7 protein-coding genes are annotated in these 13,556 nt (G+C 62.3%); 6 read left to right on the forward strand and 1 reads right to left on the reverse strand.

Annotation, left to right across the window (positions count from 1 at the left end):
- Positions 1-5: 5 nt before the first annotated feature.
- Entirely contained in the window at positions 6-809 is an 804-nt protein-coding gene (gene hutG / locus ACIQUF_RS18440; RefSeq protein WP_403133985.1) for an N-formylglutamate deformylase, read from the forward strand.
- Positions 810-845: 36 nt separating this feature from the next.
- Here hutG and ACIQUF_RS18445 read toward each other — a convergent pair whose 3' ends face one another.
- Positions 846-6,362 carry a dermonecrotic toxin domain-containing protein gene (locus ACIQUF_RS18445; RefSeq protein ID WP_403133987.1) on the reverse strand — a complete coding sequence of 1,839 codons (5,517 nt, stop codon included), beginning with the start codon at positions 6,360-6,362 and terminating at the stop codon, positions 846-848.
- Positions 6,363-6,560: 198 nt separating this feature from the next.
- Here ACIQUF_RS18445 and pip point away from each other — a divergent pair, with 198 nt between their 5' ends.
- The 5 genes from pip to ACIQUF_RS18470 all read left to right on the forward strand — a co-directional run bounded on the left by pip (position 6,561) and on the right by ACIQUF_RS18470 (position 13,531).
- Positions 6,561-7,532 carry a prolyl aminopeptidase gene (pip, locus tag ACIQUF_RS18450; RefSeq protein WP_016489576.1) on the forward strand — a complete coding sequence of 324 codons (972 nt, stop codon included), beginning with the start codon at positions 6,561-6,563 and terminating at the stop codon, positions 7,530-7,532.
- Positions 7,529-7,966 carry a D-aminoacyl-tRNA deacylase gene (gene dtd, locus ACIQUF_RS18455; protein ID WP_403133990.1) on the forward strand — a complete coding sequence of 146 codons (438 nt, stop codon included), beginning with the start codon at positions 7,529-7,531 and terminating at the stop codon, positions 7,964-7,966. The genes pip and dtd overlap by 4 nt, the downstream gene beginning before the upstream one ends.
- A gap of 262 nt (positions 7,967-8,228) precedes the next feature.
- Positions 8,229-9,968, forward strand: coding sequence for a glucan biosynthesis protein G (locus ACIQUF_RS18460; RefSeq protein ID WP_403133992.1), 1,740 nt, complete (start codon positions 8,229-8,231; stop codon positions 9,966-9,968).
- Positions 9,961-12,534 (forward strand): glucans biosynthesis glucosyltransferase MdoH, encoded by a 2,574-nt coding sequence (mdoH, locus tag ACIQUF_RS18465; RefSeq protein ID WP_403133994.1) that lies wholly within the window; start codon positions 9,961-9,963, stop codon positions 12,532-12,534. The genes ACIQUF_RS18460 and mdoH overlap by 8 nt, the downstream gene beginning before the upstream one ends.
- Before the next feature lie 199 nt (positions 12,535-12,733).
- Positions 12,734-13,531 (forward strand): transporter substrate-binding domain-containing protein, encoded by a 798-nt coding sequence (locus ACIQUF_RS18470; RefSeq protein WP_400797121.1) that lies wholly within the window; start codon positions 12,734-12,736, stop codon positions 13,529-13,531.
- Positions 13,532-13,556: the final 25 nt, after the last annotated feature.

Below are 13,556 nucleotides of genomic sequence, written 5' to 3' on the forward strand. Positions count from 1 at the left end.
GCGAGATGGACAAGGTACTGAGTTTCCACCAGGGCAGTTCGCCCCTGCTGATCAGCATGCCCCATGCGGGCGTGAAGCTGACCCCGGCCGTAGACAAGGGGTTGGTCGAGGCGGCGCGCAGCCTGCCCGACACCGACTGGCACATCCCGCGTCTTTACGATTTTGCTCGTGAGCTGGGGGCGAGCGTGGTGGCAGCGGAGTATTCGCGCTTCGTCATCGACCTGAACCGGCCGGATGACGACAAGCCGCTGTACGCCGGCGCGACTACCGGCTTGTACCCCGGCACGCTGTTCGAAGGGGAACCGCTGTTCAAGCCAGGCTTGGAGCCGAGCGCCGAAGAGCGCAGCACTTATCTGGAACAGATCTGGCGCCCCTACCACAATACAATCCAGCAAGAGCTGGCGCGGTTGCGCGAAGTCCATGGCTACGCACTGTTGTGGGACGCCCACTCGATCCGTTCGCTGATCCCGCACCTGTTCGAAGGCAAATTGCCGGACTTCAACCTGGGCACGTTCAATGGTGCCAGCTGCGATCCAGATCTGGCCGAGCAGCTAAAGAATGTGTGTGCTGAGGCCCAGGGCTACAGTCATGTGCTCAACGGCCGCTTCAAGGGTGGCCACATCACCCGCCACTATGGCGACCCTGCCAATCACGTTCACGCGGTGCAACTGGAGCTGGCGCAAAGCACCTATATGCAAGAGGAAGAGCCTTTCGCTTACCGACAGGACCTGGCTACACCCACGCAAGCTGTCTTGCGCGATCTGCTGAAGACTGTGTTGAGCTGGGGCAAGAGCCGTTACGGTCATTAACTGGCAGTGCCCCCTTGGAGGGGGCACTGCAACCGGTCAGTTGCGTGCGATGTACTGGCGGGTCAGCTCCTCAAGCAGCTCCGTCTGCTCCTGCTCCTTGTCGTTGTAGAGGCCCTGCTGCAGCGACAACTCGTCCTTCAAGGGTAAATCCAACGCACTCAATTCTTGGACGCGCTCGCCGAAACGCTCGACGATGCTGGAAAAGCGTTCGGCGTGTTCGGCACGCAGGCGGTCGGTCCAGTAAGCGTTCGCCATCAGGTATTGCAGCAACCCATCACTGTTTTCACGGCGGCGTACCTGCTCCAGGACATTGGCCACTTCGCCATGGGCTAGCTGGGCCGCGCTGCGAAAACGCATCACGTCGGCAATCGGCAAGTCCAGTTCGGCGGCGAGTTCGCGGCGATAGGCAAGGCGCACTGAGACATGATCGCCCTGCGCCGTGCGCTGGCTCGCCAGCAGTTCCAACTGCCCCATCCGGTAGAGTTGGCGCAGGCGCTTGAACAGCGCTTGCAATGAATCGCCGGCATCGATCAGCACTCTGCTGTTCATGACCAGCAGCTCAATATTGTTGAACGCCTGAAGCGCGCCATCGTGGCAGGTCTGGAAACCCGTGACAGGGTCGGGCAACCCCTCTGCAGCGATTGCGCTCATGGTTGGCCTCATGTGCTCGTCGGTCGCCGCAGTGACCAGCATCAGGCGCACGCGTTCACAAAAGGCGGCTTGCGATGTGGCATCGACATACGGCGCAGCATTGCGCAAACGTCCAGCCAGGCGTAGCAGGTTGCCGCCGTCTTCCGACTGCTCCAGCGTGTTCCAGCAATCATGTAGGGCTTCGTTCTGCGCAGCGTTACCCAGCGCCCATAACTCGACCCTCGGCGTGTCGTCACCGGCCAGCGGAAAATGTGGATGGTCAGAGAGCGAACCTTCGTCCGAGCTTTCGGTGACCAGCAAGGCGTTGGCATCCATGGCGAAGGTGAAGCTGTGCTGGCTTTCCGAATAGGCGCGAAGACGCAGAATGGTGTCGAGCGCCAGTGGGTTCTCGAACAGCGCGATCGATGAGATGGGCATTGGATTTTCCAGGTTCTGCAGTATGTAGTCCGGGAGCTGCGAAATATTGTTCGTGCTCAAGTCCAGCAGCTCCAGCGGCAACAATCGTTCGCACCAGCTCGGCCAGCTTTGCAGGCCCATGTTGCTGAGGGTCAATGCGGTCAGGCGCGTGGCGAAGCTGGTCGGTACCTGGGTAATGGTCCCCATTCGATTGCCGGAAATATCCAGCGTGGTGAGGTGGGGCAGCTGAGCGAAGGTATCTATCATCGGTTGATCGACCTCCAGCCCCACGTTGCGAAATTCCAGGTGAGCCAGGCGTGGCAGGCGAGACAGGGCCGATGGCAGGGTCTGCATGGCGTCGACGTGGGCATCGATGGTCAAACGGGTGATGTTGGGAAAGCGGCTGAGTAAGTCATCGAGCTGGGATGTGGCGCCGCTCATCCTGGTCAAGGTCAGTGCATTCACGCGCTCGGTGAAGAATTCAGGCAGCCGGCTGGGAACATGCTCCAGTGCCGCATCTTCCAGTTGCAATCGCAGGTATTGCAGCCCTCGCTCCTGGTTTTGCCAGAAATGGTTGATTGCCGATGCAATGCGCTCCCTGCCTTCCATGATGGCCTGGGTCAAGGGATTGCTTGAACTGGAAGCGTGGAGCCAACCCTCTATGGCTTCGCGCAGCTGCTGCCGCTCTCGGCTCATGCGTTCGAGCCGTTCGATCAGCGCCGCTGAACGGTCCACGTTTATGTGCGAGACCAGCCTGTTTTCGTTCAGCAACAGGCGCTGTAGATGGTCCTCGCTGATGTCGTTGCCCTCCAGTGAGATCACCGCGTGGCTCAGCGCGACCTCTGTTTCATTGAACAGGAATGCGGGCAGTGAACGCAGGTTGTTATTGCGTAGCGAAACATGCGCGATCCGCCCCAGAGCATCGCTGCCCAGGCCGATGGGCCATTGGCTCAGCTGCAGGTTGTCCAGGCCAAGGTAATCCAACGACAGTTCGTGCAGACTCGGGCTGTTGTTTGGGGCAAAGCGGTTGCCTCGCAGGTCGAGCCGCCTGAGTTCGGGGAGGCCGGCAAGCAAGTCGATGTCGGTCGCGGTCAGTGAGATGTTCTGGTTGGTCATGGTCAAAACGCGCAGGCCTGGCAGCTGCTCTGTGATCGTCGGCATGCTGAACAGAAACGCCGACGGGGTTGACCGGGGGTTATAAGGGCGGCTGATTTCCAGTTCTTCGAGGTGTGCGAACTGGCGCAGCAAACGTTGCAGTAGGCGTTCGTGCTGCGCCCAGCTGGCAAGGTTTTCCGGCGCCAGGTCGAACAGCCTCAGCCTGCTCACGCGCTGGGTGAACGATGCGGGCAGATTCAACGGGATATTGGCCAGGGAAACGCGCTCCAGGCCGAGTACTGTGGGATGCTGGTTGTCCTCCTCCAGCGCCGTGTCGTACCAGTGTTGCATGATCGCGCTGCGCAAACGCTCGTGCTCACGCGCGCTTTGGTCCGCTGCTGGCGAGACGTCCGCGCTCCAGTCATCCAACCTGCTTTGCAGCTCGATGCGCTGTTCCAGCAGCACCTGCAGCCGTTCGAGGATCTGCACTTGGCTGAGGCCTCGCCGAGCCAGTGTCATCAGTACCTGCTCAGCCGAGCGATGGGTGTTTTCGCTCAGGCCGGTTGCCGCCACCGCGTCGAGCAGGGCCTGGCGGGAAATCACAGGGGGCGTGGGCAGGCCACCACTCAACGGATAACCCAGGCGGCCATCGGCAAGCCGCATGGGGGAGCGATAGCCTGGCCGGACGCTCTGCATGCTCAGCGCATTGCGCAGTCGAGCACGGGGCAGCAGAGGGCTTCGTTGAAGGCTGTGGCGCAGCTGGTTCGCGTCGGCAATGCCCAGCTGCTGCATCGCTTCGGGCAGCGCACTGTGCAGCGCCGAGAACAGCGTAGGGTGGGGGATGACGGGTGCGTCTGCGTGGTCAAGCGCGTGGACAATATAGCCAGCCTCGGCGCGGGTAATGACGCTTTGCTGATGGGCCGAAACTGGCCCGACACTGGCGCGTTGGCCTGGCCAGTAGCGATGCTCTCGGAGTTCCAGCCTGGTCTCCGTTGGCCAGCCAGGGAGCTGCTCGAGTGCATGAATGATCAGGCGGTCGTTGTCCCAGCTTTGCGCGCCCTCCAGGTAAAGCCCTTCGTAGGCGCGGGCAAGCCGGATCTGTTGCTGATAAACACGTATTTCTTCGGCCAGGCGCAGGGGCACTTTGCCCGTTCTGAGGGCTTGCAGTTCGTCGGTGTTGGCCATGCGCAGCAACTCGTCGGTCACGGCAGTGGGCAGGTTGGGATAGACACGCTGGATCAGCTCACCGCCCGCTAGCTGGCTCGCGGGTAGCCGTCGATAGGCACGTTCGAATTCGACAGCCAGGCTGCCTTCGCTGCTTCGCTCGCGCACGATCTGATCCATCTTGAAGCGCGTCAGGGTGTCTTCGAGCAGGGCGGGCAAGCGCTGATTCTCGGCCAGGGCGCGACGAAGTACATCTTCGCTGATGTCGCTGACGCGCAGCATGTCCAGCGCCGTCTGTTCGCTGATGCCCAGGTGCGTTTGGCCCATGCGCCGCAGTAGGGTCGGCAGTGGCCATTGCTCAGGCTGCTCCAGGGGTAGCAACCAGGCACCTGCGCCGTTATGGCGCAGCGGGGGACGATAGGCCCGCGGCCTGCTCGGATGCACCAGACGATGCTCGCCACTGGCTGGCGACGCCTGCACGATGTACTGGTGACCCTCCAGCATCAGCCACTGCTGGCTTTGATGCTGACGCAGCCCCAGCTGATCGGGCTCCAGGCCGTTGGGGAGTGCTTCGCTGCTGCGGTAAGGCGTAAGGTCGGGCTTCCACAGGAGAACCTTGCCATCGGGCATCTCCACGTCGTGCAGCTCTTCAATGAAAGAGGGCGTTTCCACTGGAATACGCTCCACTACGGGCGCTTCTTTCTCGGCACCTGCTTCGCCGCTGCCTGGACCTTTGAGTGCTTTGGCTGCGGCGCTCAGCGCGGCCATGAGGGCCACGTTCTCGATGACGTCGATCATGTAGCCGTAGGCGGTATCGCGTTCATCGTTGTGCCACGCTTCGATGCCTTCATACACTTCGTAGGCCAGCTGGCTGACGCAAACGGCCAGCATTGCCTCACCCAGGCCAGGTACGAAGAAGCCAGCAATGTTCAAGGCGCTCAGCGCCCGACCGGCAATCAGTTCGCGGTGAGCCTGGGCGGTGCGCCGGTCGACGATTTCGGTGGGGATGGCATGGAACAGCACGTCCATTTCATGGCGTTCGGATTTCTGGAAGGCCATGACGCCCTGGAACCCATAACCAAAAGGTTGAAGAAGCGGATGTAACGTGGCGTGTGGGTCAGGCACGGGCTCATGCATGCCGCGGGTGCTCCAACCGAGCGGTGCCAGGCGTTGCTGCAGGCGAGCGCCGATCAAGGCCTTGTCGCGGTCGGGGATGTGCGTGTCCAGGTAGGAGAGGTTTGCCTGCAATCGGTCGCGTAGCGCGGTGTGCAGGGCTGGCAGCGAGGGAAACTCCTGGAGAGGCGTGTCGCTGTCTTCGGGGATGTACAGGGCGAAGACATGTTGGCCTTGAATCTGAGCGGTGATCAAGACGACGCCAGTCAGTTCGGTTTCCCAGAGCTTGAGCAGGCTGAAGGTAACGGCCTGGGCCTCGTTTGCCGTTGGGTTGCGGTCCAAGGGTGCGGCAAGGGCGGCGCGGTACAGTGTTTCGCTGATGTCGCCCTTGAGCCTGGCAAAGTGCAGGGACTGCCTGAATGCCGATACCTCGGCCCTGCCCAAGGCCTGGTACACGTCAAGCGCCCTCTCATCGGCAGTCTGATTCGCGGTGGCAGGAGGGTAGTAGATAGCATGAACCCGGTCATGGTAGGCGCGGCCGATGTCCAGCGTGCGGCACAGCTCGGCGAACGCTTCTGCCGGGATACTCAAGGCATTGGTGATCGGCACGGTGCCCATGAACCGTCGGTGGTCCAGAATGACGGATTTCTTCAGCAGGGCGTTGGGCGCGTCCATGCCATTTTCGAGGGCGCTGGCCGGGTCGAAGTTATGCAGGGCGCAGTGCAGCAATGAACGGGTTGCCCGCTCGACGGCCTGGCGGCCATCGCGGGCGTTGGCGCTGTCGATCAGGCGGGCGTCGACCAGGTAGGTGCGCTCAACGTCGAGAGTGACGCCAAACCGGTTGCTGATGGCTTCTGTCAGCAGCTTTTTGGCGAAATTGTGCAGGTCGGGGAGCGAATCGAACATCGCGTTGATTTGCGTCTGGTGCTGGCGATGCAGGGCGTGTTCCTGCTGCCAAGCCCTTGCGACCTCTGGCTGATGCTGGATGGCGGCATCCAACCAGGCCGGCGCCTGCTTCCAATTGCGCATGGCGCGGTGGGTTTCAGGCGGGGCCTGTTTCATCCAGCTCGGCAGGGCGCGCTCGATGATCGAGTAATGAAGGCCGGGAGCGGTAGGGGTGCTGTCGGTTGGCATGGTCGTTCCATAGCGTGTTATAGGGCGACGAACAGTGGCTGGCTAGCGCAGGCCGGTTGAGGTAGTTAGTTATGCCGGAGCCTGAACCTGTCGCTGCTCTGGGCGTGTCTCGACTGCGCCAGCACTTCGGGCATGCTCAAAGCGCAATTCAGGTTTATGATGGCCAACGGTCGACCCAAACCTCACACGGAGTGCGCAATGCAGACCCTGTACCCGCAGATCAAACCCTACGCCCGGCACGATCTGGCCGTGGAAGCGCCGCATGTGCTGTATGTCGATGAAAGTGGCTCGCCGGAAGGTCTGCCTGTGGTGTTCATCCATGGTGGGCCGGGCGCGGGTTGCGATGCCCAGAGCCGCTGCTATTTCGACCCCAACCTGTACCGCATCATCACCTTCGACCAGCGCGGTTGTGGCCGCTCCACACCGCATGCGAGCCTGGAGAACAACACCACCTGGCACCTGGTCGAGGACCTGGAGCGCATTCGCGAGCACCTTGGCATCGACAAGTGGGTGCTGTTCGGTGGGTCCTGGGGTTCGACGCTGGCGTTGGCCTACGCCCAGACCCATCCCGAACGCGTGCATGGCCTGATCCTTCGCGGCATCTTCCTGTGCCGCCCGCAAGAAATCGAATGGTTCTACCAGGAGGGCGCCAGCCGCCTGTTCCCAGACTATTGGCAGGACTACATCGCGCCGATCCCGCCGGAGGAGCGCGGTGACCTGGTCAAGGCCTTCCACAAGCGCCTCACCGGCAACGACCAGATCGCCCAGATGCACGCGGCCAAGGCCTGGTCCACCTGGGAGGGCCGCACCGCCACGCTGCGCCCGAACCCGCTGGTAGTCGACCGCTTCTCCGAGCCACAGCGGGCGCTGTCGATCGCGCGGATCGAATGCCACTACTTCATGAACAATGCCTTCCTCGAACCGGACCAGTTGATCCGCGACCTGCCGAAGATCGCCCACTTGCCGGCGGTGATCGTGCATGGCCGTTACGACGTGATCTGCCCGTTGGACAACGCCTGGGCGTTGCACCAGGCCTGGCCGAACAGTGAGCTGAAGGTCATCCGCGACGCTGGCCACGCGGCCTCCGAACCGGGCATCACCGATGCCCTGGTGCGTGCTGCCGACCAGATGGCACGGCGGCTGCTTGATCTGCCTCTGGAAGAAGCATGAGGGGGCTGCTGCAGCGCGTGCGCGGGGCACGGGTAGAGGTGGCCGGCGAGATCGTCGGCGCCGTCGACCAGGGCCTGCTGGTGCTGGTGGCCGTCGAGCCTGAAGATACCCGGGAACATGCCGATAAGCTGTTGCACAAGCTGCTCAACTATCGCGTGTTCAGCGATGAGCAGGGCAAGATGAACCTGTCGCTCAAGGATGTCGGCGGCGGCTTGCTGCTGGTGTCCCAGTTCACCCTGGCGGCGGACACGCGAAGCGGCATGCGCCCGGGCTTTTCGACGGCTGCACCGCCGGCACTGGGTGCGGAATTGTTCGGCTATCTTTTACAGCAGGCCCAGGGCCAACACCCCACTGTGGCGAGCGGGCGTTTCGGTGCGGATATGCAGGTCCATCTGGTCAATGATGGCCCTGTGACATTCTTGTTACAAATATGAGCAAAAAAACCCCTTGTTTATAGAGAAACAAGGCGTTTTGTACGATAAATAGTTGGTTCAGCCTGATGCGTTGTAACGCGACCTGCTGGATAATCGCGCGCTGCACGGACCTGCGTTCGTAGGTTCGTATTACTCTTACTCGAGCATTGTCTGACACCGTTTGGGGAATCATTACGCCCTCACGGGGTCCGAACAGTGCTCGCCAACCCGGCATTTGTCGCTGGCCGTTGGTTTCATGATCTGTTTTCGGCGAGGGTTGCTCGTGATTGTTAGTCCCCAAAAAGCATCAAGAATCCCCGGCACACGGCTACGAAAGGCCCTGATGGCCAGTGTGGCACTGGCAGGCCTGATGAGCGCGGGCCAGCTGTGGGCATTCAATCTTGACGATGTTGCAGCCAAGGCAAAGGATCTGGCCGGCCAGAAGTACGAAGCACCGAAAAGTAACCTGCCGGCAGTCTTCCGCGACATGAAGTTCGCCGACTACCAGAAGATTCACTTCCTGCAAGAGAAAGCGGAGTGGGCCAAGGACAAGACCCCCTTCAAGCTGTCCTTCTACCACCAGGGCATGCACTTCGACACGCCGGTGAAGATCAACGAAGTCACCGCCAGCAAGGTCGAGGAAATCAAGTACGACCCGAGCCGCTTCGAGTTCGGTGACGTGCCACACGACCCGGAAACCACCAAGAACCTGGGTTACGCCGGTTTCCGTGTGTTGTACCCGATCAACAAGGCCGACAAGCAGGATGAAATCATGACCCTGCTGGGGGCCAGCTATTTTCGCGTGGTCGGCAAGGGGCACGTGTACGGCCTGTCGGCCCGTGGCCTGGCCATCGACACCGCGCTGCCGTCGGGCGAAGAGTTCCCGCGCTTCACCGAGTTCTGGGTTGAGAAGCCCAAGCCGGCCGACAAGCACCTGGTGATCTACGCCCTGCTGGACTCGCCACGTTCCACCGGTGCCTACAAGCTGATCCTGCGCCCAGGCAACGACACCGTGGTCGACGTGCAGTCGCGCGTGTTCCTGCGTGATCACGTCAGCCGCCTGGGTGTCGCGCCGCTGACCAGCATGTACCTGTTCGGCCCTAACCAGCCGTCCAAGGTCATGAACTACCGTCCGGCCCTGCACGATTCCGAAGGCCTGTCGATCCATGCCGGTAATGGCGAATGGATCTGGCGCCCGCTGAACAACCCGAAACACCTGGCCGTGAGCAACTTCAGCGTGGAGAACCCGCGTGGTTTCGGCCTGATGCAGCGTCATCGCGACTTCAAGGACTACGAAGACCTCGACGACAACTACCAGAAGCGTCCAAGCGCCTGGATCGAGCCTAAGGGCGACTGGGGCAAAGGCACCGTCGATCTGGTCGAGATCCCGACCGCCGACGAAACCAACGACAATATCGTTGCGTTCTGGAGCCCGGAGACCCTGCCGGAGCCAGGCAAGCCGTTCGAATACGCCTACCGCCTGCACTGGACCATCGACGAGGCCAAGTTCCAGGCCAAGGATGTGGGTTCGGTTACCCAGACCATGCGCTCTACCGGTGACGTCAAGCAATCTAACCTGATCCGCCAGCCAGATGGCAGCGTGGCCTTCCTGGTCGACTTCGCTGGCGCCGCCCTGGCTGCCCTGCCAGAAGACGCTGCGGTACGCAGCCAGATCAGCGTCGGCGACAACGCCGAGGTGGTCGAGAACAACCTGCGCTACAACCCGGAGACCAAAGGCTGGCGCCTGACCCTGCGACTGAAGGTCAAGGAAGCCAACAAGTCCACCGAAATGCGCGCTGCGCTGGTGCGTGATGTGCCGGTCGAGCCGGCCAAGCCTGCCGAGGAAACCAAGCAGGAAAAGGCCGCCGCCAAGCACGCCAAGCACGAAAAAACCGCCAAGGCACAGGAGCCAGCCAAGGCCGAACAACCTGCCGCCGACGCGGCGTCCACCAACGGGACCCCGGCCACCACCGAACAGGTGCTGACCGAGACCTGGAGCTATCAGTTGCCTGCCGATGAGTAACTCAAGCGCAAGGCCGGAATCGCTTGGCGAATACCTGGCCCACCTCCCACTGAGCGACGAGCAGCGCGCGGAACTCGCCAGCTGCTCCTCGTTCAGCGAGCTGCACCAACGTCTGGCGGCCAACCCGGCCGCCAACTCCACCGAGGCCGTGCAGGCCTCGGTGGGCCCACGCCTGACCGTGGGCAGCGCCACCGAGCTGGAGGACGCCGAGATGCTCGGCGTCGACGGCAGTGGCCGGCTGTGCCTGAAGATCGCTCCGCCGATCAAGCGTACCCGCGTGGTGCCGGAACCGTGGCGCACCAACGTGCTGATTCGCATGTGGCGGCGCATGACCGGCCGTACCAATGCCCCACAGCCAGAGAAACGCGAGCTGCCCAAGGCGCGCTGGCGCACGGTCGGCTCGATTCGCCGCTACATCCTGCTGGCCCTGATGATCGGCCAGACCATCGTCGCCGGCTGGTACATGAAGGGCATTCTGCCGTACCAGGGCTGGTCGTTCGTCGACCTCAACGAAGTGGTCAACCAGCCGATCTGGGACACCGTGGTGCAGGTCTGGCCGTATGCCCTGCAGACGTCCATCCTGATCCTCTTCGGTATTCTCTTCTGCTGGGTCTCGGCGGGCTTCTGGACCGCACTGATGGGCTTCCTCGAGTTGCTCACCGGGCGTGACAAGTACCGTATCTCCGGCAGCAGTGCCGGCAGCGAGCCGATTGCACCCGAGGCGCGTACCGCTCTGGTGATGCCGATCTGCAATGAAGACGTGCCGCGCGTATTCGCCGGCCTGCGTGCGACGTTCGAGTCGGTCGCCGCCAGCGGCAACCTCGACCGCTTCGACTTCTTCGTCCTCAGCGACACTAACGACACCGACATCGCCGTGGCCGAGCAACAGGCCTGGCTGGACGTGTGCCGCGAAACCAAAGGCTTCGGCCGCATCTTCTATCGCCGCCGCCGTCGCCGTGTGAAACGCAAGAGCGGCAACCTGGACGACTTCTGCCGTCGCTGGGGTGGCGAATACAAGTACATGGTCGTGCTCGACGCCGACAGCGTCATGAGCGGCGAGTGCCTGAGCAGCCTGGTGCGCCTGATGGAGGCCAACCCGGACGCCGGCATCATCCAGACCGCGCCCAAGGCGTCGGGCATGGATACCCTGTATGCGCGCATGCAGCAGTTCGCCACCCGCGTGTACGGCCCGCTGTTCACCGCCGGCCTGCACTTCTGGCAGCTGGGCGAGTCGCACTACTGGGGCCACAACGCGATCATTCGCATGAAGCCGTTCATCGAGCACTGCGCCCTGGCGCCGTTGCCGGGCAAAGGCGCATTCGCCGGGGCCATCCTTTCCCATGACTTCGTCGAAGCTGCGCTGATGCGCCGTGCCGGCTGGGGCGTGTGGATCGCCTACGACCTGCCGGGCAGCTACGAAGAACTGCCGCCGAACCTGCTCGACGAGCTCAAGCGTGACCGCCGCTGGTGCCACGGCAACCTGATGAACTTCCGCCTGTTCCTGGTCAAGGGCATGCACCCGGTGCACCGTGCGGTGTTCCTCACCGGGGTGATGTCGTACCTGTCGGCGCCGTTGTGGTTCTTCTTCCTGGTGCTGTCGACCGCGCTGCTGGCGACCAACACGCTGATGGAGCCGCAATACTTCATCGAGCCGTACCAGCTCTACCCGTTGTGGCCGCAGTGGCACCCGGAGAAGGCCGTCGCGCTGTTCTCCACCACCATCGTGCTGCTGTTCCTGCCCAAGCTGCTCAGCATCATCCTGATCTGGGCCAAGGGCGCGGTCGAGTTCGGCGGGCGTTTCAAGGTCACCCTGTCGATGCTGATGGAGATGCTGTTCTCCATGCTGCTGGCGCCGGTGCGGATGATCTTCCATACCCGCTTCGTGCTGGCCGCGTTCCTCGGCTGGGCGGCGACCTGGAACTCGCCACAGCGTGACGACGACTCCACGCCGTGGAGCGAGGCGGTGCGCCGCCATGGTCCGCAGACCCTGCTGGGCTTCGCCTGGGCCGCGCTGGTGGCCTGGCTGAATCCGAGCTTCCTGTGGTGGCTGGCGCCGATCGTCGGTTCGCTGGTGTTGTCGATCCCGGTGTCGGTGATTTCCAGCCGCACCCGCCTGGGCCTGGCGGCCAAGGACGAGAAGCTGTTCCTCATCCCCGAGGAATACGCAACGCCGCAGGAACTGCTGGCAACCGACCAGTACACCCACGAGAACCGCTGGCATGCCCTGCACGACGGCTTCGTGCGTGCTGTGGTCGATCCGCGGCAGAACGCCCTGGCGTGCGCCATGGCTACTGCCCGGCATGGCCAGGCTGCGCCGATCGAAGCGCTGCGTGCTGAACGCGTGGCCAAGGCGATCGAGGTTGGGCCACAAGGCCTGGACCTGAATACCCGCCTGGCCTTGCTCAGTGATCCGGTGGCGATGAGCCGCCTGCACGAGCAGGTGTGGGCCGAGCACAATGCGGCCTGGATCGACGTGTGGCGTGCTTCGATCAGCAACGACCCGCATTCGCCATTGTTGCCGCTGCATCCGCAGAATGAGGGCCAACCGGCACTCGTCGGCGCCTGATCAATCGTTATCGCGGATGAATCCACTCCTACTAGGAGCGGATTCATCCGCGATGTTGTTTTTGGCCAACAAAGTCCCCCCCGGCTCTAGGTCCCAGGGCCGCCATGCGTTAGCATCCTTCCCCGGTAAATCACGCCGGCCGGTACGGCCGAGCCAACGATAAGATTCGCTACATTTCTTGCTAGGGGACTTGGTGATGATGAAGAAATACCTTTCGCGACTGCTGGTCGGCGTCACCGCGCTGGTTGCAGTGGCTTCGGCCCAGGCCGGCGCCATCGACGACGCGGTCAAGCGCGGCACCCTGCGGGTGGGCATGGACCCCACCTACATGCCGTTCCAGATGACCAACAAGCGTGGCGAGATCATCGGCTTCGAAGTCGATATCCTCAAAGCCATGGCCAAATCCATGGGCGTCAAGTTCGAGGCTGTATCTACCGCCTACGACGGCATCATCCCGGCCCTGCTGACCGACAAGTTCGACATGATCGGCAGCGGCATGACCCTGACCCAGGAACGCAACCTGCGCCTGAACTTCAGCGAACCCTTCATCGTGGTCGGCCAGACCCTGCTGATCCGCAAGGAACTGGCGGGCGAGATCAAGTCGTACAAGGACCTGAACAACGAGAAGTACCGCCTCACCTCCAAGCTCGGCACCACCGGCGAGATGGTCGCCAAGAAGCTGATCGCCAAAGCCAAGTACCACGGCTACGACAACGAGCAGGAAGCGGTGATGGACGTAGTCAACGGCAAGGCCGACGCTTTCGTCTACGACGCGCCGTACAACGTGGTGGCAGTGGAAAAGGCCGGCGCTGGCAAACTGCTGTTCCTCGAAGAACCCTTCACCTACGAGCCGCTGGCGTTCGGGCTGAAGAAGGGCGACTACGACAGCATCAACTTCATCAACAACTTCCTGCACCAGATCAAGCATGACGGGACCTACGATCGTATCCACGACAAGTGGTTCAAGAACAAGGACTGGCTGAAGGAAATGGAATAAGGCCCAGGCCACAAGCCCCAGGCTT

The organism is Pseudomonas sp. NPDC090233 (assembly GCF_044772285.1).
In the GTDB taxonomy this organism is placed as follows: Bacteria; Pseudomonadota; Gammaproteobacteria; order Pseudomonadales; family Pseudomonadaceae; genus Aquipseudomonas.

Excerpts from the sequence above, each read along its gene's own strand:
- ACIQUF_RS18445 (WP_403133987.1), bottom strand. The coding sequence starts at position 6,362 with ATGCCAACCGACAGCACCCCTACCGCTCCCGGCCTTCATTACTCGATC.
- hutG (WP_403133985.1), top strand. The coding sequence starts at position 6 with ATGGACAAGGTACTGAGTTTCCACCAGGGCAGTTCGCCCCTGCTGATC.
- mdoH (WP_403133994.1), top strand. The coding sequence starts at position 9,961 with ATGAGTAACTCAAGCGCAAGGCCGGAATCGCTTGGCGAATACCTGGCC.
- pip (WP_016489576.1), top strand. The coding sequence starts at position 6,561 with ATGCAGACCCTGTACCCGCAGATCAAACCCTACGCCCGGCACGATCTG.
- ACIQUF_RS18470 (WP_400797121.1), top strand. The coding sequence starts at position 12,734 with ATGAAGAAATACCTTTCGCGACTGCTGGTCGGCGTCACCGCGCTGGTT.
- dtd (WP_403133990.1), top strand. The coding sequence starts at position 7,529 with ATGAGGGGGCTGCTGCAGCGCGTGCGCGGGGCACGGGTAGAGGTGGCC.